The following is a 24,758-nucleotide window of genomic DNA, read 5'->3' as shown; positions in this document are numbered from 1 at the left end:
TATGTCAGAATTAACAGAAATTTTACAGCGTATTTCTACTTGGGTGCAACAATATCAACCCGAAAAAGATGGTAAAAAAATTCCTCTTTTAGCCCCTGGTTTAACGCACGAAGAAATTGAAAGTAAAGTTAAAGATTTGCCATTTCGTCTATCTGTGGAACTGTATGAACTTTATCAATGGCACAACGGAGGTTACAGTTGTTTTTTAACAGCAGAAGAACAAGAATTTGTCAAGAAATCTTCCGAACAAATTAAAGCTTTTTCTGCGCGTGAGATTGTTCATTTCATTTCTTTAGATGAAGCATTAAGCTATGCTATATCGCGGGAAACTAAAGCCGGAAAACACATATTTCCTATCTTTGCATGGCAAAATAACTCTGAATGTACGCTTCTAGATTCAGAACAGCGAAAAACTTCTCCAATTGTCGATAGTTCCACTCCCAGCGAAAAATTTATCAGCTTTCCGAGCATCACTAACATGATGCTGTATTATACAAGGCTTCTGGAATCAAAATACCTCTGGATATACTAACTACAAAAACTTTGCGTCACTCTGCGTTTACCTTCGTGTTCCTCTGCGTTTAAAAACGCGCTCGTACTAACTTATCTTCCTCTATCCCTTTCCAAATCATCAATAACTGTTTGCAAATACCACTCATCTGACATCCCTGGATAGTAATTCTTTTTCTGCTCAATTAGTCGTTGAGCAATTTCCCAATATCCCCCTACCATTCTTAACAAGCGTTGACGCAATAAATCGTATTTAGCATTTTTAACTTCCGGGGTAGAGGATTGAATTTTTTTCAAGCTATTTAAGACTTGTTGATAATTCTGCCAATCTTCTTTTTCACAAAACATACTTGCCGCACGCTGATAATCTTCGATCGCGTGTTGGATTTCTTCTAAATGAGTATAGGCAATGCCACGATTATAATACGCATGGGCATTATCAGAATCAATTTGCAACGCTTGGGTGTAATCTTTAATTGCCGCGTAATAATTACTCATTGCTCGATGGGTATTTGCTCTGGCAATATATATAAGGACATCTTCAGGCTGCATTTGTAGCGCTTGATTATAATCAGCGATCGCACCTTGATGATCTCCTAACTGAGAACGTGCTTTTCCTCGGTTGCGATATACGATCGCATCTTTAAAATTTAGGCGCAGCGCTGAGTTAAAATCAGAAATAGCATCGCGATAATTTCCTTGTTTGCAACGCACCACCCCGCGACAGCAGTAAGCGATACCATCTTGCGGATCGACTTGCAACACCCAGTTTAAATCATCAATAGCTTGCTTTGTGTCTCCTTTTTCTGCCTTTTCTAACAAGGTGCGGAAATATTCATTTTCAGAAATTATCGGTGCGGGGGTAGAAATTGACGGCTTTACAGCAGGATATTCTTTCGGTTGTATCTGCTTGATGCTTTCCAGACATTGACGACATTTTTCTTTGTCGTTTTTCTTGAGATATAATTCTGCGGCTTTTTTAAAGTTAGCGATCGCATCTTGAATATACCCTTCTTTGCGCCGCACAATTCCCCGCAGATGATAAGCTGCGGCATAATTTACTTCAAGTGAAATAGCTTTATCGACATCCGCAAGCGCACCGGGCAGATTTTTCAGCGTCAACCGTGCTAATGCACGATAATAATATGCTTCTACACTTTCAGGATTATGTTTCAGAGCTTCAGTATAATCTGAGACAGCTTGCAGAGTTGCTCCTGAGTCATAATATGCTAAACCCCGTTGTCTGTAAGCTTCCGCAAAGTAAGGATCTTCTTGCAAAGCGTGGGTAAATGCTTCAATAGCTTTGGTGTAGTCTTTTTGTTGAGCTAGTTCTAGTCCTTTATTGTAGAATTCGTTATTCATGGCTTTTGTTTAACTTAGTTATTTAATTGTAGTAAGCACTTCAGTGCTTATTTAAAGCACTGAAGTGCTTACTACGTCATTTTAATAATACTTTGTCAAAATGAAAATTAGAACTATCACAACTGGTATATCACTTTCTTCTCTTAAAGAAATAGATAAGATTAAGCAAGCGTCTGAGTTTAATCAGCAAGCAAAGCTGATAATTGAAGAACAGGGATACGAGGTACAAACAACTAGAATAGCGACTAATTCCTGGGAAGAATATCTAGATGATTTATCCAAAAGTGAAATTATTAATCAAGTTAAAATAATCGAAGAAGTTTGCCAAAACTTGAATATTAGCTTTTTCAGTTTGGGTTACGCAAGTAAACCGGAAACTATCGCTCTAATTCCAGAGATTATCAAAAATACATCGATTTTATACACTTCCAGTAAAATAGGCGATACTCCAAAGGAGTCGCTTTGCGAACGCACTGGAATAAACTTTGAAAACGCAAGAGAGTCTGCAAAAGTTATTCAGCGAATTTCTCAAGAAAGCGAACACGGTTATGGTAACTTTCATTTTTGCGCTTGGGCAAATTGTCAATCAGGAATTCCATTTTTTCCTACTGCGTATCATCAAGGTGAAACGTCTTTCGCTATCGGATTAGAATTATGCGACTTGGTAATGCAAGCTTTTGATGATGCTGATGATATTTCTGATGCGGAAGAGAAGCTGAAAGTGATTTTAGATAAAGAATTAAGGAAAATTGAGGCGACAGCGAGAATAATATCCGCTAAATATGCTATCGAATACAAAGGAATTGACACATCTCTTGCACCATCTTTAGGCAAAAAAGAAAGTATTGCCTATGCTTATGAAAAACTCATGGATGGGAAGTTTGGAAATCAAGGTACATTAGCAATATCAGGAATGCTAACTCGCGTTTTGAAAAGCGTCTCTGTAAAAACTTGCGGTTACTCTGGGTTAATGCTTCCGGTTTGTGAAGATGTCGGTTTAGCTGCAAGAGCTAACGAGCAAACTTATAATATCACAAATTTATTAGCTTATTCTGCCGTGTGTGGTTGCGGACTTGATACGGTTCCGATTCCGGGTGATATTACAATAGAAAAGATTACCGCGATATTAATTGATATGGCGACTTTGGCGATAAAGTTAGATAAACCACTTTCAGCAAGGTTGTTTCCGATTCCTGGGAAAAAAGCTGGGGAAATGACTGCGTTCGATTCGCCGTATTTGGTGGATTGTAAAATATTTAATGTGGAATAATTTTATTTTGTAGTAAGGGCTTCAGCCCTTAAAATCCAAGTTACGAGGACTGAAGTCCTCACTACGAATCATGAGTTATTTAATTCCGGATACGGCACTTTCTATAGCTGGGTTAACTGATTATATTCGGTTACTGTTAGAGCAAGATGAGCAATTGCGGCAAGTTTGGGTAACTGGTGAAGTTTCTAGCGCTAATCAACATCGCAGTGGGTTATTTTTCACTTTACAAGATCCAGATGGCAGCGCAGCAATTAAATGTGTGGTGTGGAATAGTCAATTAACAAAATTGGCTCAGATACCGATTCGTGGTGAACAGATAATTATTTTGGGTAATATTCGAGTTTATCCGCAAAGAGGAGAATATCAACTTACAGTTTGGCAGGTTTTGCCTGCTGGTGTTGGTTTACAAGCGTTGCGCTATCAACAATTAAAAAATCGCTTGCAAGAGGAAGGTTTGTTTGATGTAGAAAGAAAGCGATCGCTTCCCATCCATCCCCAAATCATCGCCGTCGTCACTTCCCCTACTGCTGCTGCTTGGGGTGATATTCAAAAAACACTCAAGCAACGATATCCCGGTTTACATGTTTTATTTTCGCCGGCAACGGTGCAAGGTGAACAAGCACCAGCATCTATTGTAAAGGCGATCGCCCGCGTAGAACGAGATAATCGCGCCCAAGTGTTAATTTTATCGCGGGGAGGTGGCTCGGTTGAAGAATTAGCTTGCTTTAATGATGAAAGGGTAGTACGTGCAGTTGCTGATTGTCCAATTCCGGTAATTACTGGGATTGGTCATCAAAGAGATGAATCTTTGGTAGATTTAACTGCGGATGCTTGCGTACATACTCCTACAGCTGCGGCAGAATTAGTTGTACCCGCACTCGCAGAGTTGTATGCTGAACATCAAGAGCGAATTGCAGTTTTACACGACACGATGCGAATTGAAATGCAAACTGCGGGAAATAAACTGCAAGGAATGCGCGATCGCTTACATCGTTTGCGTTTAGATCGACAAGTACAACAAGAGGTACTAAATCTTTCTTGGAAACGTCAGCAATTAATCCAAGTAACTACAGGCAGATTGCAGCAAGCAACCCAACATGTAGAATTGTTGCGGCAAAAATTGACAACTCTCGACCCGCAGGCAGTTTTACAGCGCGGTTACGCTGTGGTAAAACAAGAAAATGGGGCGATCGCTCGTTCTGCAACTGAGTTAGAACTAGGACAAGAATTATCGATTCAGTTAGCGCAAGGAAAAGTTAAAGTGAAAATTACCGAAGTTAATGGTTAAACGTAAAACTACTTCTAATTCCGAAATGGATGGGGGAAATTATGAAGCGAAAGTTGCCGAAATCGAAACAATTATCACTCGCATAGAAGCGGGTGAATTACAATTAGAAGAAGTATTTGAACAATTTGCCACAGCAGTAGAATATTTACGTCAGTGCGAAAGCTTTTTACAACAGCGACAGCAACAGGTAAACTTATTAATTGAGACTTTAAACGATGAATAACCGTTGTAGAGACGTTCCGATGGAACGTCTCTACAATTTACGATCCAGGTAATTCGCCAAATTGTTGGCGATATTCAGTCAATAACTCTTCAGCAGTTTGATAGCGAGAACTTTGCTTATTATACCAATATAACACCTCACGCTGTAAACCACCATCTGAATTGATGCCTCTACCAATTCCCAAACCGACTTTTTGCATCCAAAACGGTTCACCAATTTGTAACTGATAAAAACCATCTATTAATTTATAAACTTCCAAAGGTTGATGTTGGTCGCGTTGCCAAAAATTAGGATTGTAAACTACATAATACAATACACCTAATTTCGCATAAATTTCCATTTTTTTATCGTATTCTTCCCCATAAGTTTGAGAAACAACTTCTAAAACAAATGTCGGTACAATACCATTTTCTTCCCAGACTACATAACTTGAGCGACTCCCACTAGCTTTTCTCCTTTCTACTCCCAAACTAAGAAATCCATCAGGAACTACGGGTACTCTTGGGTTTACCCCAGTGGTATGATATATAGCCATATCAGCACCAAAGAACCAATCTAAGCGCTTTGCCCAAATTGATTCAAGTAGAAACAAAAGAAAATTTGGTAGGAAATTCTGGTCTTCATTATCCACAGGAATATCGTCAGAACACGGAAGTTCCAAACTCGTTGGTAAACGATCTAGGTAAGAATCTACCATAATAACCTCATGATTCAAGACTTAAAAAGAGCAAGAGCATGATGGCGAATGTGGTCTTCAATAAAAGTAGCAATAAAATAATAACCGTGATCGTAGCCTTCTTGATAACGCAAGTTTAAAGGTTGTTTCACAGCAGCGCAAGCTTTTTCAAATAACTCCGGCTTTAATTGCTCAGTTAAATACTTATCATCAGTACCTTGGTCAATTAAAATCAAACTGTGATATCTTTCTTTTTGCACCAATTCGCAAGCATCATAAGCAGCCCAACTTACCTTATTATCACCCAAATAGCGGCTGAGAGTCTTTTCTCCCCAAGGACAACGCATAGGTGCAACAATGGGAGCGAAAGCGGATACAGATTTGTATAACTTTGGGTTTCTCAACGCACAAACAATAGCACCATGTCCCCCCATCGAATGACCGAAAATGCTTTGATTATTAAGTTGTGCGGGGAAATGTTCGTTAATTAAAGCAGGTAACTCAGAAACAACATAACTGTACATTTGATAATGCGATCGCCACGGTTGAGAAGTAGCATCAACATAAAACCCAGCACCCGTGCCAAAATCCCACTCATCATCCTCACCAGGAATCCCAGTATTGCGCGGACTCGTATCCGGTGCAACCAACATTAAATTATACTCCGCTGCAAAGCGTTGCGCCCCTGCCTTCACCATAAAATTCTCTTCCGTACTACTCAAACCAGAGAGGAAATAAAGAACCGGAACAGCTTGCGTTTTTGCTTGCGGTGGTTGATACACAGCAAAGCGCATTTCTCCATTACAGCTAGAAGAAAGATGACTGTAAAAGCCCACCTTACCACCAAAAGATTTATATTCTGAAATTAAATTGATATTACTCATTAGATAAAGGTCTTTTTAGAATACTTGTTGCAGAAATAATTTTTTATCTCACGCAAAGACGCAGAGACGCAAAGAAGAACGCAAGAATAAGTATCATTACTACCTTCTACTCTCTTCTTCGTGTTCTTCGCGTCTTCTCTTCGAGAGGCTTCGCCAACGCGGTTCGTTTAATCAAACGTCACCACACTACGAATCGACTCACCCTTATGCATCAAATCAAAAGCATCATTAATCTTCTCAATCGGCATAACATGCGTAATCAAATCATCAATATTAATCTTACCTTCCATATACCAATCAACAATTTTCGGCACATCAGTACGTCCCCTCGCACCACCAAAAGCCGAACCTTTCCAAACACGTCCCGTCACTAATTGAAAAGGACGAGTTTTAATTTCCTCACCCGCACCAGCAACACCAATAATCACACTCACACCCCAACCTTTATGACAGCATTCTAAAGCTTGCCGCATAATATTCACATTACCAATACACTCAAAAGAATAATCAGCACCACCTTTCGTTAAATCCACCAAATAAGGCACCAAATCGCCTTCAACTTCCTTCGGATTAACAAAATGCGTCATTCCAAACTTTTCTGCCAAAGCGCGTTTATTCGGATTAATATCCACCCCAACAATCATATTAGCTCCTACCATCCGCGCTGCTTGGATGACATTCAAACCAATACCACCCAAACCGAAAACTACGACATTCGCACCCGGTTCTACTTTCGCTGTATTGATAACTGCACCGATACCCGTAGTTACGCCGCAGCCGATGTAACAAACCTTATCAAAAGGCGCATCTTCACGAATTTTCGCTACAGCAATTTCCGGCAATACTGTATAATTTGCAAAGGTGGATGTACCCATATAATGATGAATCATCTGCCCGTCGATAGAAAAACGACTAGTACCATCGGGCATCACACCGCGTCCTTGAGTACTGCGAATTGCTTGACAAAGGTTGGTTTTTAAGCTAAGGCAATATTCACATTGACGGCATTCGGGAGTGTATAAGGGAATGACACGATCGCCTGGTTTTAAGCTAGTGACACCTTCGCCAATTTCCACCACAACCCCAGCACCTTCATGTCCCAAAATTGCCGGAAATAATCCTTCAGGGTCTTTTCCTGAAAGGGTGTAAGCATCGGTATGACAAACCCCACTGGCTTTAATTTGAATTAAAACTTCTCCCGTTTGTGGGGATTCAAGTTGCACTGTTTCAATAGTTAATGGCTTTCCTGCACTGTAAGCGATCGCTGCTTTAACTTCCACTTTTGTGCCTTCCTATGTAGATTTTCACTCGTCAGCCTTCCTTGAGTGTAGATCGAGAATTCAGTGTCAACTTATTTCTATCCATCAGCGCAAGTATCAATGTTAAAGAGCGAATGCCGCTAAAATGCGCTATGGGTAGATAAATTTGTAGTAATTCAACTTTGCTACATTGGTTACAGGCGGTAAAGCTTCGAGGTAATATCGACCCGCCAGCATCCAACTGCTATATAATTTGTCAACCTCTCATTTTATCTTATTGGACTGCTTATGAAACCTGCCCTTAGTAAAATTGGCGAACAAATGTCCCACCTGACTGGTGTCAGAGCGATTATGAAGGACATTAACGAAACATTACGAGCCGGCGCTGGGCAGCAATTTATTAATTTGAGTGCTGGGAACCCTTTGATTTTACCGGAGGTTGAGCAGTTATGGCGTGATTGTACACAAGAATTGCTAGCTAGTTCCGAATATGGTGAAGTAGTTTGTCGCTACGGTTCGAGTCAGGGTTACGCACCGTTAGTGGAAGCGATCGCTAACGACTTCAACAAACGCTATGGTTTAAATTTAACTGAACGTAATATTCTTTTAACTCCCGGCAGTCAAAGTCTTTATTTCTACGCTGCCAATGTCTTCGGCGGTTACACTAGCAGTGGCGATTTAAAAGAAATTATCTTGCCCCTCAGCCCTGATTATACAGGTTATGGTGGCGTTACTTTATGTGCAGAAGCTTTAATCGCCTACAAACCAACTTTGGATATTGACGCAGGGGCACATAAATTCAAATATCGCCCTGATTTCAGCCAACTGGAAATTACAGAAAACACCGGCTGCGTCATCTTCTCTCGTCCCTGTAACCCCACGGGTAATGTTCTCACCGATGATGAAGTGAAGAAAATCGCTGCTTTGGCTGCACCTTTTAATGCACCAGTATTGATTGACTCAGCTTATGCACCTCCATACCCAGCGTTGAATTTTACCGAAATGACACCAGTGTTTGGAGACAATATCTTACACTGCATGAGTTTATCGAAAGTTGGATTACCCGGAGAACGCATTGGCATTGCGATTGGGGATGAAGAGTGGATTCATGTGCTGGAGTGCTTCCAGACAAATATGTGTATTCATCCTTCTCGGTATGGACAAGCGATCGCCGCTCGCGCTATCAATTCTGGTAAACTTGCAGAAATCTCTGAACAAGTCATTCGCTCATTTTATCAAAATAAGTTCACTGTTTTAGAAGAGAGTTTATTTGCCGCCATGCCCAAGGATTTACCTTGGTTCCTCCATCGTGGTGAGGGTGCAATTTTTGCTTGGTTGTGGTTGGATGAGTTACCAATCACTGATTGGGAATTTTATCAAGAACTCAAGCAGGTGGGTGTAATTATTGTACCTGGTAGTAGCTTTTTCCCCGGTTTGCGAGAAGATTGGTTACACAAACACCAATGTTTGCGAATCAGTCTCACCGGTAGCGATGAAGAAATTGCGATCGGAATGCAGCGTTTAGCAAAAGTAACGCAACAAGTTTATCAGCGTGCAGCTGTAAGTGCTTAAATGAACCGCAAAGACGCAAAGGACACGAAGAAAAAGTCGGGGAAGAAAAAGATATCTTCTTCCCCCTCCCCCACTCCCATCCCCGATAATTGGCTGGAAATTGGTAAGATTGTCGCACCTCAAGGTTTGTCTGGGGAGGTGCGGGTTTATCCGCAGTCGGATTTTCCAGAACGTTTTGAGGTTCCTGGAAAACGCTGGTTATTGCGTCCGGGTGAGGCAGAACCGCAACCGATAGAATTAGTCAGGGGACGTTATATTGATGGGAAAAATTTGTATGTCCTCAAGTTAGCTGGTGTGGATAATTGCGACTCTGCGGAAGAATTACGCGGTTGTAAGTTGCTAGTCCCTGAAAGCGATCGCCCAAAATTAGGAGAAGATGAATATCATGTGATCGATTTGATTGGTTTGCCTGTTTTTATGCAGGAATCAGGAGAACTCGTGGGTACGGTGGTTGATATCATCGCTGCTGGGAACGATTTGCTAGAGGTGGAGTTGCATCAGGAGGAGGAGAAAGGGGGACAAGGGGGACAAGGGGGAGAAGGAGAAATTTCAATCCAAAATCCCAAATCTAAAATCAAAAATCCGAAGTCTGTTTTAATTCCCTTTGTGAAAGCGATCGCCCCGGTGGTAGACTTAGAAAATCGCCGGATTGAAATTACACCGCCGCCTGGTTTGTTGTCAGTTAATGATTAGGTAGTTGTAGAGTTTTTTAAACGCAAAGGAAAGCGGAGGAAAGCGCACTCGTAACGCAGAGTTTTTTTTGAAAATCGTCGGATTGAAATTACACCGACATGCATACAAATCTCTCTTTCCCACTCCCTACTCCCTACTCCCTACTCCCCGCACGATATGGTGTAATTGTCCTTGGGGGAAGCGATACCAAATAGCGATCGCTAATTGTGGTTTACAATCGCGGTGAACAGCATAACGAAACCAGGATATCTGGAAATAGCGATCGCGTTCATAAGTTAAAAGCCACGTTTTTTCATAGCGGACTAAATCTTTAACTAAATCAGAAGTTGTTTTTTCGAGGAAATTAGCGAAGGCGATCGCATCTTGGAGATGTTTCTTGATACCTTGTGGTAAATACGTTTCTGCATATTGCCAAAATAAAGCGGTGAAATCTTTACCCAACACTTTAGATGTGCGTGGTAATAATTCCCTCACTTCTCCTAAGCGCTTCCACTTAAGCGAATTGGCGAAAATATTAATTTGCCGTGCAGATTGCGCTAATTGCTGCGCTTCATCATCACTCAATTTCAACTCAGTACCAACAGCTTCCGGGTTAGCAAAAAAACGCTCTCGGAAATTTGTATTGGTGTAAAGCTGGGCTAAAACCTGTTGCGTTTGTGCTAATCCCATCTTTGATGACTCCTACCAATTTCCCTTGCGTGTTGCAATTCCGCTGTTAATTCGGCAAAGGTAGGTAAATTTTCATCTCGTTCTAACACAACACCTTTAACAGGCATTTTGGCGACAACTTCATCCATCAGTTTCCACACTTCGACAGGCGTTGACTGCGAATGGCTATCAATTAATATACCATCATGCCAATGTCCGCCAACGAAATGCAACTGAACCACACGTTCCCAAGGTAATTCTTTCACAAAAGCCTGGATATCATAATTGTGGTTCACAGCATTAGTATAAATATTTGTTACATCCAACAGCAAACCACAATCAGAACGTTCGACAACTTCGGTTAAAAACTGCGCTTCTGTCATCTGGGCGCCGGGAAGTGTCACCATATAAGTGATATTTTCTAGAATTAACGGCACATCAACGAAGCGACGCACTTGGGCAATATTGCGACAAAGCACATCTACCGCTTCATAAGTATAAGGTAGCGGCGACAAATGCCCGATATCAACTTTACCCGCTTTGGTAAAGCAGATATGCTCACTCCACCAAGGTGGGTTAAGTTGGTTAATTAATGCTGCTAATTTGCGTACATAATCTGTATCCAAACCTTCAGCACTGCCTAAAGATAAGTTGATAGCGTGGGGAATTATCGGGAAATGTGCTGCTAAGAGTTCTAATTCCTGCTGTTTTTGCGAAGTTGCATCTAGATAATGTTCTGCAACAATTTCTAGAAAGTCAACTTGCTGACGGTGCAGAAATAAGTCACTTTTGAAAGGTTCGCGAAAACCCAACCCTACACCTAATGTTGGTAAATGAGAAAGCATTAATTAAAGCGCTAAAGCGCTGACTACGAAATTTACACTATTCACCGCAACCACCGCAACCCCCACCGCAAGAACTTCCGCAAGAACTTCCGCAAGAACTTCCACCGGAACTACTACAGCTACTACCGCAAGAACTTCCGCTACTAGAAGAAATTTCGCCGAAACAATTGCCAGAAGTACTACAGCAACTACTACAACCACCACTGGAACTATTACTTGAACTTGAAGTAGTTCTAGTTCTATTAGTTCTCACAGTATTAGGTGAAGATATTTTTTGATAGTATTCGTACTGAGTTCCTGCAAGTGCGGTGATACCAAAAAGTGCGACAACCAAGTTGTAGTCAAGTTCCGAAGCGAAATCTGTCTTTACCTTCTGCTTTAACTGCCGGAAGGTTTCCTTAAGTTGCTTGAGATAAGCTTCTCCGCGAAGACTCAAGCGCGGTATTTGCATTTTAATATTCCACAGAAGCCATACTGACAAAATACCCATCGGGATAATAAAACCGACATTATGGTGCCCATTTGCCAAAGCTGCCACCAATTTAAAGCCACCCAAAGCTAGAATTATACAAGTTCCTGTCCGGCTAATTAACCATCTTTTTGCTTTAAGGTCAGAATTTAGAAGTTGCTCATTTTGCAGATGCTGTTGATAAACTGTGCAAACGAGATGTACTTTTTCGGTTACCGATCGCAAAAAATACATCTCGTTTGCTGTGCGTGGGGTAGAAAACCAGTTATATACCTGACGCTGTATTAATGTTAGCCTAAATGGATGGGGACGATTCTCTGCAATCCTAATCAAGTTTTTATTGATAACTTGCAAATAACCGCGTTGTATCAAGTCAATTACCGCTACCTCGAAAACTCCGATTTCTCCAGTATTTAAATAGGCAATTTCGTAAGGATCTGGTGCAGTCGGAATTAACGGTAGAGGCTGATTTTTGGTTGAATCTTGCACCAACCTACCGCTGACAAACAAAGTGATGGTAATAACACAACCATACAACACCAGAAAGTGCAGACCATGCATATTTGCAATCAGACTGGATGCGGGAATAGCGATCGCTACCATCACCACTAATACACCCAAAATACCAATCAGCCTAAATATCGGCGTTTCTGCTTTCGAGTTTGGGATGTCTTCACGCAGCATATTTTTAAACTTTGAGCTACCGTATTAACCAGTTAAATCTCTTAATTACACATTGTAGCACACGTATATATATAGGAGATTTCCCTTAAATTTAGCTTTAACCACCCCCACAACCACCACAACCACCCCCACAGCCACCACCACCCCCACAGGAACTACCACACCCCCCGCTAACATCGGCATTTGCGGTTGCTGCTGATATGTGGAATAGCTTTTCAAACTCAGCGAAAGGACTAGCTGCTAGTATCGACACCCCAAAGATAGCTACAGGCAACAATATATTATTCAAATCTCCGGAATTATCTGTATGATTAGATACTTGGTTTTTGAGTTGTGCAAAGGTTTGCTGTAATGCTTTTAAGTAAGCTTTTCCGCGATCGCTCAGTCGTGGTATATTGCAGACACTCGTCAAAATAATAATCGAAATGATACCCATGATGATGAGAAACATCACATTAGAATGTCCATTCGCCAGTGCTATTATCAACTTGTAGCTGCCTAAACCTAAAATAATTAATCCCCCTTTCCAAGCAATACGTCGGGCAACTGATGAAGCTGTTTCTGATGATAGTAATTGTTGATTTTTTAGCCGCTGTTCATAAAAAGCGCAGTGTTGTTTTACCTTTCTAGAGAGCGATAACTTAAAAATATGATTAGCCTTGCGTGGTGAAGAGAATTGATTTAACACGTCATCTTCTAATGATGTTAAAATATTCACGTTCGGGCGATTAATTGATTGCTTGATATTCTGTTTATCAATTTCTAAGTAACCGCGTTGAATTAAATCTAAAACAACCAACCGCGTTACCTCATTTTCTCCACCCCGCAAATAAGCAATTTCGAGAGGATCGGGGTTAGTGGGAATTAATGGCAGAGGTAAATTTGCCTCTCTGTCGCGCTGTAGACTCAATCGACACACCAGCAACGTTACTCCAATCACAAAAGCATAAAATAGTAGAAAAAGCGGTCCATGCATATTAGCAATTGGGTTAGCAATTGGGTTACTGATAACTACAATTACTAACATAGCCAGGATACCAAGTAGCAACTTATCCATCACCAATACTCCTTTTGATGAGTTTCCCTGACAGTTTGCTACACAACCAGTTGCAACTTTTTCGGAAAATTATTTTATTTCACATCTTGTATTAAGCGATTAAATCGCGTTGCACCGCGAAATACCCACAAGACAAAAGTTTGAAACCCTTGATTTATCTGAAGTTTACGTAAACGCGAATTCTATTTGTCAAGCGAATAAGTCGAAATTCCATCTTCTACGCTTGAGTCAATGATACCAGATAACTTTGTACCGCAAGCTTTACAAAATTGAGCATCTGCATCGTGGAAACCTAAACCACAACCCGGACAAATAGTTTCTATCTGATTAACAGTTTTTACCAACCGCTTAATTAAATCACCCACTTGCCAAGGAATCAAGGCAATACCTGTTAAAATCATCGATACTGTCAGCAAGCGACCTAATTCCGAAATTGGTGTAACGTCACCAAATCCGACAGTTGTCATGGTGACAATCGAAAAGTAAAACGCATCCAAAAAAGTTCTGAAAACTTTTGGGTTAACTGGATGCTCAACTTGATAAATTAAACCGGAGTAAATAAATATTATTGTAAATAACGTAAATAATATCCGCCCCAATATTACACCATCTTCTGTGTTGATATTACCAAAAAAAGATTTCTTATCTATAAATCTGATTAACCGTAAAATTCTAAACCATCGCAGCAACCGAATAAAGCTGATATCAGCCGTTCCCAGAAAAAATGGCAAAATCGCCATTAAATCAATTATCGAGTAAAAACTAAAAATATACTTAATTTTCTTGTCTGTACTCCACAACCGGAGTGCATATTCTACAGCAAAAATTATCAATATTACGGTATCTACTATATTTAATTGAAATCTAACTGCATTGGGAATAGTATAAGTTTCCGCTACAAATATTACTGAAGACAGTAGAACTAACCCAGCAATTGTGAGATTAATTGCTTTACCTACAGGTGTTTCTAAGTCTGTTAGGTAGAATGCTGTTTTTTTTCGTAGAAGTAACATTTTTGACAAATTGCTTGTAAATAACTTTACGAATGATTAGAATAAACGCAATAGCCAACTCTACGTTAACTTACAAATATAAAGCTGTCCCATTTTTAATTATTTATGAAACCTAAAGATTTTATGCGCCTAGCGCTCTTCACAGGCAAAAAAAGGAGATGCACGGTGCGGTGATTGTTAAAGATAATCAAGTGGTTGCAATACTCTTATAATACAGTGAGGCAAGATAAATCCTTCTTTAGAAGGTTATATAGCAGTCCTAAATCCAAAATATTTAGAAACCCGGTTTCTCCAAGAAACCGGGTTTCTGGGCACTTGGGATATAGGATTGCTATATTATATATACTACTGGCGAACCTTGTCCGATATGTGCTACTGCTTGTGTTTGTCCGGGTTTATCATAAATTGTTTATGGTGCTTCGATTGAAGATTTAATTTCGGTAAATCAGTCGCAGATTAATATATCTTGTGATGAGGTTATCGCTAAGTCATTTAGAAAGATAAAGGTGACAAAAGGGGTTTTGAAAGAAGAATGTCTGAGTTTGTTTAAATGATAATTCACGCACTAGTAAATATTAAGTAGGGTCCGGCTTAAAGCGGTGTGGATATTCCTCCCGCTTTATTGCCGTTGTGTTACGGCTATGTAATGATTTGAGAGTTTGAGAGAGTGAGGATTAGCCGTAACGCACCATATTTATCGGTGCGTTAAGCGTTGCTATAACGCACCCTACAATTTCTACAATTTCAGCTTTACTTTATAAATTATCTCTAAGTTTGTTTAAATCATAATTCACGCACTCCTAATTTAAATAAGCTGAAAATGTGTTAGCAAAAATCGCTGCTTGAGTGCGATCGCGTAAATTTAATCTATTCAAAATATTTGTGACGTGATTTTTCACCGTTCCCTCAGAAATGTATAATTTCTGAGCAATTTCTCTATTATTTGCACCTGTAGCAATTAACTGCAAAACGTCTTTTTCTCTAGGGGTAAGTTCAGCTAAACTAGGTGGTGGTGGGGGTAACGCAGATGCTGTTACTGCCGTAAACTGAGTCAAAAGTTTTTTTACTATTCCCGGTCCTAGTTGAGTATATCCTTTGTGGACGGCGCGAATTGCTACAGCTAATTCTTCTGAAGGTGTATCTTTAAGTAAATAACCCATTGCTCCATTCTGCAATGCCGCTGTCACATATTCATCATCATCAAAAGTTGTCAACACTAAAACTTTGACTTTTGCAAAACGCTTGTGAATTTCTCGCGTAGCTGCAACTCCATCCATAATCGGCATTCTCACATCCATTAATACCACATCTGGTTGCAATTGAGCAATAAAATTAATTGCTTGTTCACCGTTTTCAGCTTCACCAATAATTTCTAAATCTGCTTCTAATTCCAATAATGCTTTTAATCCTTGGCGAATTAAATTTTGGTCATCTACAAGCAACACTTTAATCATATCAATTTTAATTTTTTAGATGTTAGTGAGTTCCAGACCTTCTTCAGATCCCGACTTCGCAAGAGAAGTCGGGGATCTAACTTTAGTTGGGCGGTTCGTTAATAAAAAGACTTGTTTTATACAACACAAATACAATTAATATTGTCAACGTAAAAAAGGAATATCAACTGTTATTTTACAACCCAAACCGGGAGCGCTATTAATCTGAAATTCACCTCCCACTGCTAAAGTGCGATCGCGCATACTTTGCAATCCAAAACCAGTTGTATTTTGCTCTACATCAAATCCTCTACCATTATCCTCAATTATTAAATTTATATTTGTTGTTGTCGTAGTTAATTGTATTTTAACTTCTGTAGCATTTGCATATTTAGAGATATTTGTCAATGATTCTTGAATAATCCTGTAAACAGCGGTGCTAACTTCGGGTGGTAGGGGATAAGCGATAACTATATGACAAATTGGTGCCACACTTGTTGAACGGTAAAATATAGCTGCAAGTACAGCGATCGCTTGTTCTAAAGATTCAGAATGCAAAGGGTGAGAGCGCATTGTCGAAACTGATTGTCGCACATCTTGCAATGCTTTTGAACCTAGTTCTTTTGCTCTAGCTAAGAAATTTTCAGCTTTGCTAGGATTAGATTGCCATAATTTTAAAGCAGTTTCTAATTGTAGATTTAAAGCAGTGAGAGAATGTCCTAAAGAATCATGAATTTCTCGTGCAATGCGGTTACGTTCTTCGAGAGTGGCTTGATTTTCAATTTTCAAAGCATATTGTCGCAGCTTTTCGTTAGCGATCGCTAGTTTTTCTCGACTTTGCCGTTCAGATAATACTGCATTCATTAATAACAATACAAAGACTAAAGCTAATCCAAACGAAACCATAAAACTGAATGTCAAAAACCAAAACCGCTCTTGCGCTTTTGGCGGTAATGGAAATCGCGAAAACCGTTGGAAGACTGTTATTAAAATTAAGATAAATGATAAACTGGCAACTACTAAACGACCAGGAAACTGAAAGATTAAGCAACTGCGAGTTACTATAATCATATTAAGAAAGGGAAACAGTCGAGCAGTTCCACCCCCCAAAAAAGCAGTTATTAAAATTAAGATTATTTCCAGAGCCGTATACAGTAATTTATTTCTTTGATTATTAGTGGGCAATCTTAAACCCATTAAACCAAAAATCGCCAGACAAGAAATTGTCAGTTCCGGAAAATTGGTCTGAAATTTCTCAGACCGAAATGGTAAAACTGCGCTGATAGCAGAAAACGCTAGTAATATCCACTCTAAATAAAGCAGAAATCGAAAAGGATGATTTTTAAATTCAATTGGGCGGCTCACTATTTGTTCGGCTCCAGTTATTAGTCAACAGTCACGCATTCAAGCCTCAAAAGTCAAAAAAATTGCTTTTAACTCTGCGCCTTTCGTACAGACGTTCCGGACCGAACGTCTCTACACAAATTAATAGTCAAAATTATCAAATTTTAATCATGACTTAAGTCATGGGTTTATTCGTGACTTTTTCCGCATGTCGTTGTAACAGATACACTTATATGATGGTGACAGCAAGCTAGCAAAGCCAACAACTAATCAATGAAACTTAAAAGTTTATCCTTGATAGCCGCAGCGATCGCCCTCAGTTTAAGTGCAACTCCTTTCGTCGTCAACGCGCAAAAAATATCGCAAACACCAACACAAGTTAAACCAGCTCGCAATGGTCCATTTGAACGCTTGGGACTAAGCGATGAACAAAAAACTAAAATTCAAGAGATTCGTCGCAATAGCAAAGCTCAAATGGAAGGAATTCTCACCCCAGAACAAAAACAACAGCTACAAGCTGCAAAACAAGCACGTCAGGGTCAGCCTCGGCAACAAACACCTCAAGGTCAGCGTCCAAAGAGGGGTTTTGCTTCTTTAAATCTAACTGAAGAACAGAAAACCAAGATGCGCGAAATTAGGGAATCAGAGAAAAATCAGATCCAAGCAATCTTAACTCCCGAACAGCAGCAACAACTCAAGCAATTTCAAGATAATATGCGATCGCGTCGTCAGCGACCCAATTCAAGCAACTAATTAACCAATAGCGCTGATATTAGCACCGATTGTGGCGGAAATTCTCTCCGCCACACAAGAAGCGGTGATGACAACCGTCCAAAACAAAATATAACTTTAGTCATAAATACTTGGATTCTTTATTTTCCCGGACGTGGTGATTAATTGGGGATTCTATAATAGTGAAGACAAACTGGAGAAATCCACGAGGCAATACAATAAATGAAGTTCAAAAACTTATCACTGATAGCAGGAGCGATCGCCCTCAGTTTAACGGCAGTTCCTTTCTCGGTCAAAGCAGAAACCACTAAGAGCGCACCAATTCAACTTGCCCAAAATCCACCAGCCAAACCTCCCGCTGAACGCGGTATCCAAATCCAACTCACACCGCAACAACAAACTGAATTTCGGAAGATTGATAACGGTATTCGTGACCAAGTACAGAAAGTCATGACACCACAGCAACTCCAACAAATCAAAACGGCTATGGAGTCAGGTAAATCTGGGCGCGAAGCTTTTGCGGCAGTAAATTTTAGCCCAGAACAGCAAGCCCAATTGCAGAAAATCTTCATAACCTCACAACAACAAAAAGAAGCTTTGCTGACTGCTGACCAAAAAGCGCAATTAGCGCGATTCCGCCAGCAAAATGGGAATGGTACTTCAGGGTCTAAAAAATAATCAATTTTCTCATTCTTAAATAACTTCAGGGTACACTACCTAACGCATAGCGATCGCTTGTACATGTTAATCAGGCGATCGCATCTTTTTTTGTATCCAGTGCGACAAATTCAATTATTTTGATTGTTAAACTTATCACACATTTATTTAAGTACTTTCAAATAATATTTTTATATACTTCTTGTTTGGTTATTTGAATTGAAACATTAAAAATAGCGGTTTGCAGACCTAACCCCCAGCCCCTTCCCTCATAGGGAAGGGGAGAAAATTAAAGCCTAAGACCTAAAAGACCTAACCCCCAGCCTCTTCCCTATGAGGGAAGGGGAGAATATCAAAGCCTCTCTCCTCATAGGAGAGAGGTTTACCAGAGAGGTCAGAAAAGACCTAACCCCCAGCCCCTTCCCTAGGAGGGAAGGGGAGAAAATCAAAGCCTCTCTCCTCATAGGAGAGAGGTCAGATTGTCAAATTTAACAATCAGCAATATAAATATCCTCGCATCCGGGCAATCTAGCAGGAGAAAATGATGAAGAAAAACTTTGCAACCATCGACGGCAATGAAGCTGTTGCCCGTGTTGCTTATCGATTAAATGAGGTAATTGCTATTTATCCAATCACCCCCTCTTCAGCAATGGGTGAATGGGCAGATGCATGGTCTTCTGAAAGCCGCCTCAATTTGTGGGGTACTGTGCCGAGTGTGATTCAGATGCAAAGCGAAGGTGGAGCCGCTGCTGCCGTACATGGAGCGTTACAAACAGGTTCTCTGACTACCACCTTCACGGCATCTCAGGGATTATTGTTAATGATTCCTAACCTTTACAAAATTGCTGGGGAACTAACTAGCGCTGTGATTCACGTCGCCGCACGTTCTTTGGCTACCCACGCTTTATCAATTTTCGGCGACCAAAGTGATGTAATGGCAGCGCGTGCTACTGGCTTTGCGATGCTGTGTTCTGCCTCAGTGCAGGAAAGTCAAGATTTTGCTCTGATTGCTCATGCTGCTACCTTAGAAGCACGAGTGCCGTTTATGCACTTCTTCGACGGCTTCCGCACTTCTCATGAAGTGCAAAAAGTCGAATTGTTAGAAGATGAGGATTTGCGATCGCTTATTAACGACAATCTTATATTCGCCCATCGCGCCCGCAGTCTCACCCCAGACCGTCCAGTATTGCGAGGAACGGCTCAAAACCCCGATGTCTACTTTCAATCGCGCGAAGCCGCTAACTTATACTACAACGCTTGTCCTGATATTGTTCAGCGATTGATGGATAAATTAGGCGTAAGCACCGGACGACATTACCAAATCTATGAATATCACGGTGCGCTTGATGCAGAACGTGTCATTATACTTATGGGTTCCGGCTGCGAGACAGTCCACGAAACTGTTGATTACCTCAACGCCCGTGGTGAAAAAGTAGGTGTTCTCAAAGTCAGATTATATCGCCCCTTTGATGCAACACGGTTTGTGAATGCGTTGCCGTATAGTGTGAAAGCGATCGCTGTCCTCGACCGCACCAAAGAACCAGGTAGCGCCGGCGAACCATTGTATTTGGATGTAGTCGCCGCTATCCATGAAGAATGGAAGGACAAGGAGGACAAGGAGGACAAGGAGGACAAGGAGGACAAGGAGGACAAGGAAGAATTTGCTCTTTCATCTCCCCCACTCCCCACTCCCCAACGCCAGGTGCTTCAAGCCGGGGAACCCTTGCGGCAGTCGCTCATGGGGGGAACCCCCAAGACCGCGCTGCCTTACCAACGCACTGGCTCCTCCCCACTCCCCAAAATCATCGGCGGTCGTTACGGTCTTTCCTCGAAAGAATTTACACCAGCGATGGTTAAAGGTATTTTCGACAACCTCGCCCAACCACATCCGAAAAACCACTTTACTATCGGTATCAACGACGACGTAAGCCACACTTCCCTAAACTTTGACTTTAACTTCTCCACCGAACCAGATAACGTCGTCCGGGCAATGTTCTACGGATTAGGTTCTGATGGCACAGTTGGTGCTAATAAAAACTCAATCAAGATTATTGGTGAACAAACAGACAACAACGCCCAAGGCTACTTTGTCTACGATTCCAAAAAATCTGGCTCAATGACCGTTTCCCATCTGCGCTTTGGTCAACAACCGATTCGCTCAACTTACCTAATTGAGGGAGCCAACTTTATTGGTTGCCATCACTGGGAATTTTTAGAGCGCGTAGATGTACTGAAAGCGGCTGTACCTGGGGCAACTTTCTTACTCAACAGTCCTTATGATGCTGATATTGTCTGGGAACATCTCCCGCTAAAAGTACAGCAACAAATTATTGCCAAACAACTTAAATTCTACGTCATCAATGCTACCGAAGTTGCCAAAAACAGCGGCATGGGCGGCAGAATTAATACTATTATGCAAGTGTGCTTCTTTGCTTTAGCGGGTGTCTTGCCACAAGAAGAAGCCATAACCAAAATCAAGCAAGCAATTGAAAAAACCTACGGCAAAAAAGGCGCCGAAGTCGTCCAGAAGAATCTGCAAGCTGTAGACCAGACGCTGGAGAATTTGCATAAAGTCGATGTGAGAACTGGACTTGGGGACTGCTTGGAGATAGGGAGACAGGGAGGACAAGGGGGACAAGGGGGACAAGGGGGACGACTTGGAGAAATTTCTCCCTCATCTCCCTCACTTTTGTACAGACGTTCCGGCGGAACGTCTCTACCTAACTCCTCACTCTCAACTCCTAACTCCTCACTCTCAACTCCTAACTCCCCAGAATTTGTGCAGTCAGTTTTGGGTAAAATCATGGCGTGGGAAGGTGATGACTTACCCGTGAGTGCGCTACCTGTTGATGGGACTTTTCCCACCGGCACTGCTAAATGGGAAAAACGCAATATCGCTACGGAGATTCCTGTATGGGATGCGGATGTCTGCGTGCAGTGTGGTAAATGTATTATGGTTTGTCCTCATGGAGTCATCCGAGGCAAGGTTTATGAACCAGGTGAATTAGTTAATGCGCCGGCAACTTTCAAGTCAACTGAAGCGAAAGATAAAGACTTTGCTAATCAGCAATTTACCATTCAGGTTGCTCCAGAAGACTGTACAGGTTGCGCTATCTGTGTAGATATTTGTCCGGCTAAAAATAAGTTAGAGCCGACGCGCAAAGCGATTAATATGGAAGCGCAGTTGCCTATACGCGAACAAGAGCGGGAAAACTGGAATTTCTTTCTCAGTTTACCAAATCCTGACAGACGGGAATTAAAACTCAATCAGATTCGTCAACAGCAATTGCAAGAACCTTTATTTGAATTTTCTGGTGCTTGTGCTGGTTGTGGAGAGACACCTTATTTAAAATTATTAACACAACTGTTTGGCGATCGCTCTGTTATTGCCAACGCTACAGGTTGTTCTTCAATTTACGGGGGAAATCTCCCCACCACTCCTTGGACAACAAACGCTGAAGGAAGAGGTCCTGCTTGGTCGAATAGTCTTTTTGAAGATAACGCCGAATTCGGTCTTGGTTTTCGTCTTTCTCTAGACAAGCAAGCGGAATTTGCTGCCGAACTACTGCAACAATTAAGCGGTGAAATAGGCGATAATCTTGTTCAGTCCATCCTCAAGCAAAAGCAAAAATCTGAAGCTGATATTTGGGAACAACGCGAACAAGTAGCGCTGTTGAAACAACGGTTAGACGAAATTCCGGAAAATGACAATCCAAAATCTCAAATCCAAAATCTCAAATCGATTGCTGACTACTTGGTGAGAAAAAGCGTCTGGATTGTCGGTGGTGATGGTTGGGCGTATGATATTGATTTTGGCGGATTGGATCATGTCCTTGCCAGCGGTCGCAATGTCAACATTTTGGTGATGGATACCGAAGTGTATTCTAACACTGGCGGTCAATCATCTAAAGCTACACCGCGAGGTGCGATCGCTAAATATGCCGCCAGCGGTAAGCCAGCACCGAAGAAAGATTTAGGCTTGATTGCCATGACTTACGGTAATGTCTACGTAGCGAGTGTAGCCCTTGGTGCTAGAGATGAACACACCCTAAAAGCGTTTCTCGAAGCCGAAGCTTATGACGGACCATCACTAATTATCGCTTACAGTCATTGCATTGCCCACGGCATCAACATGACCACAGCTATGAATCATCAAAAAGCTTTGGTAGAATCAGGACGTTGGTTGCTGTATCGTTACAATCCTCAATTGCAGCAAGCGGGTAAGAATCCATTACAATTGGATATGCGTCAGCCCAAGCAGTCGGTAGAACAGTCAATGTATCAAGAAAATCGCTTCAAGATGCTGACTAAGAGTAAACCCGAACTTGCCAAACGTCTTTTAGAAGAAGCGCAAGCTGAAGTGGATGCGCGTTGGAAAATGTACGAGTATCTCGCAGCGCGTAATGTAGGAGAGGATAAGGAATAGGCTAATGAGTCTTTTATACTCATTAGACTTCTTGCAGAAGTGGGGGAAAGGGGAAAGGGGAGGCAGTGCCTTGCTTTTCGCCAGCGCGTTGCGGTGAGACCAGCGCTGCGGGAGGGTTTCCCTCGTGCCGGCTCTGGCGAACCCGTTCGCGGAGCGTCTGGTGAAGGAGAAGGGAGGTCACGAACGTTGCTGCGCCAGTGCGTTGCGTATTTTCCACGCGGCAGCTTATGTTCCTCCGCTTCCCCCCAAAACGTGCCGCGTGAAAGTTGTAGCACAGCCGCGTGCGACTGGCGTGGGGTTCCACGCGGCAGCTTATGTTCCTCCGCTTCCCCCCAAAACGTGCCGCGTGAAAGTTGTAGCACCTGCCTATGATTGGGGAAAGGGTAAGAAAAACCCTTTTGCTTTAAACTTTTTTCTTTCCCTATCTTGCGCGAACTTACTTTTGCAAGAGGTCTATTAAAGAGTCTTTGATACTCATTAATGAGTCTTTTATACTCATTAATCTATATCAGAACTGCGTCAATGAGTCTTTTATACTCATTAATCTATATCAGAACTCCGTTAATGAGTCTTTGATACTCGTTAATCTATATCAGAACTCCGTCGATGAGTCTTTGATACTCGTTAATCTATATCAGAACTCCGTTATATCATGTCCGGGAGCACACCCATAGTAAAATGGGTAAGTATGCCTTCTATTGAAAGCATCACCCGAGAACGCCTGCATGCGCCGATCGCCGATGACGTTACGCCTTCAGTCGGTGCGGAGCACTTCGATGAGCTGTTCGGTGACGAGGTCGGGTCGGGACAGGAACGGGTGGTGACCGGTGCGCAGGTCGATCGAGCGGGTAGCCCGGTCGGCATGGAAGCGTTGCAGGGCGAGGGAGGTGCTGCGGTCCTCCGCGCAGACGAGATACGTCGAGGGTCTGCCCTGCCATGCCGCCCGGGTCGTCGGTGTCCCGAAGGCGCCTACCGATTGCGCGGTCAGGCGGTTCCACGCCTCGGCTCGGGCCTCTGAGTCTGTCAGGTCCTGCCAGAAGCGGTCGCCGAACGAGGAGGCGGTGTAGTCGGCAACGCGGATCGTGCCGTCGTCGCCCGGCGCAAAAGAGACCGGGTCCTGCTCGCCGCTCATGATGTCGGCTTGCGACTGCCCGATGTCTGGCAGGTACGAGGTGATGTAGACCAGATGACGAGCGGCGGGGTGGTCGGCGCCCTCCGCGATGACCACCCCGCCGTAGGAGTGCCCGACGACGACGGCCTCGTCCACGTCGTCGAGCGCGTCGCGAAGCGCCCGGGCATCTTCAAGCAAGCCGGCGGTACCGGGTGGAGCGCCCTCTCCGCAGGACGGCAACTCGACCGCCCGGCTCGCCGTGCCGGTCTGCTCATGAATCCGCTCGGCAACCCGCCGCCACCACCAGGCGCCGTCGCGGACGAGTGCGCCGTGCACGAACAGGATCTCCACCATCTTCGTGTTTCCATTCAATTAATTTCCCCTCCCCAGCGAGTGGGGAGGTATCTTGATCTAAACCCAGATTTGGCTTACTGTCCAGACCTCGTTTGCAAGGGATAGCCTGTCAAGCCGCTGAACTGCTGTAATAACAGTTGGAGAAATCGCTCTTCATTCTTGCTGGACAAGGCATCGAGGGTTGCAACGAAAACATGGAGGTTTCAGCCATTTTGCAGATCCTAGGACTTACGCATTGACAAGAGGTG

21 protein-coding genes and 1 pseudogene are annotated in these 24,758 nt (G+C 42.3%); 10 read left to right on the top strand and 12 right to left on the bottom strand.

The annotated features are described in order from the left end of the window. The first annotated feature begins 1 nt into the window (after position 1). Positions 2–532, top strand: a complete 531-nt coding sequence (locus tag PI95_RS00260) for an SMI1/KNR4 family protein (protein ID WP_039753069.1) — start codon at positions 2–4, stop codon at positions 530–532. 71 nt (positions 533–603) lie between these two features. On the opposite strand, the gene PI95_RS00255 is transcribed toward PI95_RS00260, so the two are convergent. Then, positions 604–1,872: a tetratricopeptide repeat protein gene (locus tag PI95_RS00255; RefSeq protein WP_039753070.1), complete on the bottom strand. Its 1,269-nt coding sequence runs from the start codon at positions 1,870–1,872 to the stop codon at positions 604–606. A 100-nt stretch (positions 1,873–1,972) separates the two neighbouring features. On the opposite strand from PI95_RS00255, the gene PI95_RS00250 reads away from it, so the two are divergent. The 3 genes from PI95_RS00250 to xseB all read left to right on the top strand — a co-directional run bounded on the left by PI95_RS00250 (position 1,973) and on the right by xseB (position 4,653). Further along, on the top strand, positions 1,973–3,142 hold the full coding sequence (locus tag PI95_RS00250; protein ID WP_039753071.1) for a DUF711 family protein: 1,170 nt from the start codon (positions 1,973–1,975) through the stop codon (positions 3,140–3,142). Positions 3,143–3,212: 70 nt separating this feature from the next. Next, on the top strand, positions 3,213–4,430 hold the full coding sequence (gene xseA, locus PI95_RS00245; RefSeq protein ID WP_039753072.1) for an exodeoxyribonuclease VII large subunit: 1,218 nt from the start codon (positions 3,213–3,215) through the stop codon (positions 4,428–4,430). Continuing rightward, positions 4,423–4,653: an exodeoxyribonuclease VII small subunit gene (gene xseB / locus PI95_RS00240; RefSeq protein ID WP_039753073.1), complete on the top strand. Its 231-nt coding sequence runs from the start codon at positions 4,423–4,425 to the stop codon at positions 4,651–4,653. The genes xseA and xseB overlap by 8 nt, the downstream gene beginning before the upstream one ends. A gap of 37 nt (positions 4,654–4,690) precedes the next feature. Here the strand turns inward: xseB and PI95_RS00235 are convergent, their stop codons facing one another. From PI95_RS00235 to PI95_RS00225, 3 genes are all read right to left on the bottom strand, one after another. After that, positions 4,691–5,350: a Uma2 family endonuclease gene (locus tag PI95_RS00235; protein ID WP_039753074.1), complete on the bottom strand. Its 660-nt coding sequence runs from the start codon at positions 5,348–5,350 to the stop codon at positions 4,691–4,693. Positions 5,351–5,364: 14 nt separating this feature from the next. Continuing rightward, entirely contained in the window at positions 5,365–6,213 is an 849-nt protein-coding gene (gene fghA / locus PI95_RS00230; protein ID WP_039753075.1) for an S-formylglutathione hydrolase, read from the bottom strand. Positions 6,214–6,380: 167 nt separating this feature from the next. After that, positions 6,381–7,493: an S-(hydroxymethyl)glutathione dehydrogenase/class III alcohol dehydrogenase gene (locus tag PI95_RS00225; RefSeq protein ID WP_039753076.1), complete on the bottom strand. Its 1,113-nt coding sequence runs from the start codon at positions 7,491–7,493 to the stop codon at positions 6,381–6,383. 267 nt (positions 7,494–7,760) lie between these two features. Between PI95_RS00225 and PI95_RS00220 the strand changes: the two genes are divergently transcribed. Both PI95_RS00220 and rimM read left to right on the top strand, forming a co-directional pair. Further along, complete coding sequence (locus tag PI95_RS00220) at positions 7,761–9,044, top strand: valine--pyruvate transaminase (protein WP_039753077.1); 1,284 nt, start codon at positions 7,761–7,763, stop codon at positions 9,042–9,044. Beyond that, positions 9,045–9,737, top strand: a complete 693-nt coding sequence (rimM, locus tag PI95_RS00215) for a ribosome maturation factor RimM (RefSeq protein WP_039753078.1) — start codon at positions 9,045–9,047, stop codon at positions 9,735–9,737. A gap of 126 nt (positions 9,738–9,863) precedes the next feature. Here rimM and PI95_RS00210 read toward each other — a convergent pair whose 3' ends face one another. From PI95_RS00210 to PI95_RS00190, 5 genes are all read right to left on the bottom strand, one after another. Then, positions 9,864–10,406 carry an SCO6045 C-terminal-like domain-containing protein gene (locus PI95_RS00210; protein WP_039753079.1) on the bottom strand — a complete coding sequence of 181 codons (543 nt, stop codon included), beginning with the start codon at positions 10,404–10,406 and terminating at the stop codon, positions 9,864–9,866. Further along, positions 10,397–11,230: an MbnB/TglH/ChrH family RiPP precursor modification enzyme gene (locus PI95_RS00205; protein ID WP_039753080.1), complete on the bottom strand. Its 834-nt coding sequence runs from the start codon at positions 11,228–11,230 to the stop codon at positions 10,397–10,399. Before PI95_RS00205 ends, PI95_RS00210 begins: the two co-directional genes overlap by 10 nt. A 37-nt stretch (positions 11,231–11,267) precedes the next feature. Continuing rightward, positions 11,268–12,383 carry a TIGR04222 domain-containing membrane protein gene (locus PI95_RS00200; RefSeq protein WP_052325789.1) on the bottom strand — a complete coding sequence of 372 codons (1,116 nt, stop codon included), beginning with the start codon at positions 12,381–12,383 and terminating at the stop codon, positions 11,268–11,270. Positions 12,384–12,480: 97 nt separating this feature from the next. Further along, entirely contained in the window at positions 12,481–13,440 is a 960-nt protein-coding gene (locus PI95_RS00195; RefSeq protein ID WP_052325790.1) for a TIGR04222 domain-containing membrane protein, read from the bottom strand. Positions 13,441–13,622: 182 nt separating this feature from the next. Further along, positions 13,623–14,453 carry an ion transporter gene (locus PI95_RS00190; protein ID WP_052325791.1) on the bottom strand — a complete coding sequence of 277 codons (831 nt, stop codon included), beginning with the start codon at positions 14,451–14,453 and terminating at the stop codon, positions 13,623–13,625. Between the two features lie 332 nt (positions 14,454–14,785). On the opposite strand from PI95_RS00190, the pseudogene PI95_RS35470 reads away from it, so the two are divergent. Further along, positions 14,786–15,007: pseudogene (locus tag PI95_RS35470) on the top strand (tRNA-specific adenosine deaminase); the annotation flags it as partial. A 246-nt stretch (positions 15,008–15,253) separates the two neighbouring features. Here the strand turns inward: PI95_RS35470 and PI95_RS00180 are convergent. Together PI95_RS00180 and PI95_RS00175 are read right to left on the bottom strand one after the other, a co-directional pair. Next, positions 15,254–15,907 carry a response regulator gene (locus PI95_RS00180; RefSeq protein WP_039753081.1) on the bottom strand — a complete coding sequence of 218 codons (654 nt, stop codon included), beginning with the start codon at positions 15,905–15,907 and terminating at the stop codon, positions 15,254–15,256. A 144-nt stretch (positions 15,908–16,051) separates the two neighbouring features. After that, positions 16,052–17,251 (bottom strand): histidine kinase, encoded by a 1,200-nt coding sequence (locus PI95_RS00175; RefSeq protein ID WP_039753082.1) that lies wholly within the window; start codon positions 17,249–17,251, stop codon positions 16,052–16,054. Between the two features lie 252 nt (positions 17,252–17,503). Between PI95_RS00175 and PI95_RS00170 the strand changes: the two genes are divergently transcribed. The 3 genes from PI95_RS00170 (at position 17,504) to PI95_RS00160 (ending at position 23,045) form a co-directional block, all read left to right on the top strand. After that, positions 17,504–17,983: a hypothetical protein gene (locus PI95_RS00170; RefSeq protein ID WP_039753083.1), complete on the top strand. Its 480-nt coding sequence runs from the start codon at positions 17,504–17,506 to the stop codon at positions 17,981–17,983. Between the two features lie 201 nt (positions 17,984–18,184). Beyond that, positions 18,185–18,640 (top strand): hypothetical protein, encoded by a 456-nt coding sequence (locus PI95_RS00165; protein ID WP_052325792.1) that lies wholly within the window; start codon positions 18,185–18,187, stop codon positions 18,638–18,640. A 523-nt stretch (positions 18,641–19,163) separates the two neighbouring features. Beyond that, on the top strand, positions 19,164–23,045 hold the full coding sequence (locus PI95_RS00160; RefSeq protein ID WP_039754083.1) for a 2-oxoacid:acceptor oxidoreductase family protein: 3,882 nt from the start codon (positions 19,164–19,166) through the stop codon (positions 23,043–23,045). Positions 23,046–23,799: 754 nt separating this feature from the next. On the opposite strand, the gene PI95_RS00155 is transcribed toward PI95_RS00160, so the two are convergent. Continuing rightward, positions 23,800–24,528 carry an alpha/beta hydrolase gene (locus PI95_RS00155; RefSeq protein ID WP_201280236.1) on the bottom strand — a complete coding sequence of 243 codons (729 nt, stop codon included), beginning with the start codon at positions 24,526–24,528 and terminating at the stop codon, positions 23,800–23,802. Between the last annotated feature and the right edge of the window lie 230 nt (positions 24,529–24,758).

The organism is Hassallia byssoidea VB512170 (genome assembly GCF_000817785.2).
Lineage (GTDB): Bacteria > Cyanobacteriota > Cyanobacteriia > Cyanobacteriales > Nostocaceae > Hassallia > Hassallia carrinoi.
This window is presented reverse-complemented; position numbering and strand designations above follow the sequence as displayed.

Excerpts from the sequence above, each read along its gene's own strand:
- PI95_RS00260 (WP_039753069.1), top strand. The coding sequence starts at position 2 with ATGTCAGAATTAACAGAAATTTTACAGCGTATTTCTACTTGGGTGCAA.
- PI95_RS00255 (WP_039753070.1), bottom strand. The coding sequence starts at position 1,872 with ATGAATAACGAATTCTACAATAAAGGACTAGAACTAGCTCAACAAAAA.
- PI95_RS00250 (WP_039753071.1), top strand. The coding sequence starts at position 1,973 with ATGAAAATTAGAACTATCACAACTGGTATATCACTTTCTTCTCTTAAA.
- xseA (WP_039753072.1), top strand. The coding sequence starts at position 3,213 with ATGAGTTATTTAATTCCGGATACGGCACTTTCTATAGCTGGGTTAACT.
- xseB (WP_039753073.1), top strand. The coding sequence starts at position 4,423 with ATGGTTAAACGTAAAACTACTTCTAATTCCGAAATGGATGGGGGAAAT.
- PI95_RS00235 (WP_039753074.1), bottom strand. The coding sequence starts at position 5,350 with ATGGTAGATTCTTACCTAGATCGTTTACCAACGAGTTTGGAACTTCCG.
- fghA (WP_039753075.1), bottom strand. The coding sequence starts at position 6,213 with ATGAGTAATATCAATTTAATTTCAGAATATAAATCTTTTGGTGGTAAG.
- PI95_RS00220 (WP_039753077.1), top strand. The coding sequence starts at position 7,761 with ATGAAACCTGCCCTTAGTAAAATTGGCGAACAAATGTCCCACCTGACT.
- rimM (WP_039753078.1), top strand. The coding sequence starts at position 9,045 with ATGAACCGCAAAGACGCAAAGGACACGAAGAAAAAGTCGGGGAAGAAA.
- PI95_RS00210 (WP_039753079.1), bottom strand. The coding sequence starts at position 10,406 with ATGGGATTAGCACAAACGCAACAGGTTTTAGCCCAGCTTTACACCAAT.
- PI95_RS00205 (WP_039753080.1), bottom strand. The coding sequence starts at position 11,230 with ATGCTTTCTCATTTACCAACATTAGGTGTAGGGTTGGGTTTTCGCGAA.
- PI95_RS00200 (WP_052325789.1), bottom strand. The coding sequence starts at position 12,383 with ATGCTGCGTGAAGACATCCCAAACTCGAAAGCAGAAACGCCGATATTT.
- PI95_RS00195 (WP_052325790.1), bottom strand. The coding sequence starts at position 13,440 with ATGGATAAGTTGCTACTTGGTATCCTGGCTATGTTAGTAATTGTAGTT.
- PI95_RS00190 (WP_052325791.1), bottom strand. The coding sequence starts at position 14,453 with ATGTTACTTCTACGAAAAAAAACAGCATTCTACCTAACAGACTTAGAA.
- PI95_RS00180 (WP_039753081.1), bottom strand. The coding sequence starts at position 15,907 with ATGATTAAAGTGTTGCTTGTAGATGACCAAAATTTAATTCGCCAAGGA.
- PI95_RS00170 (WP_039753083.1), top strand. The coding sequence starts at position 17,504 with ATGAAACTTAAAAGTTTATCCTTGATAGCCGCAGCGATCGCCCTCAGT.
- PI95_RS00165 (WP_052325792.1), top strand. The coding sequence starts at position 18,185 with ATGAAGTTCAAAAACTTATCACTGATAGCAGGAGCGATCGCCCTCAGT.
- PI95_RS00160 (WP_039754083.1), top strand. The coding sequence starts at position 19,164 with ATGAAGAAAAACTTTGCAACCATCGACGGCAATGAAGCTGTTGCCCGT.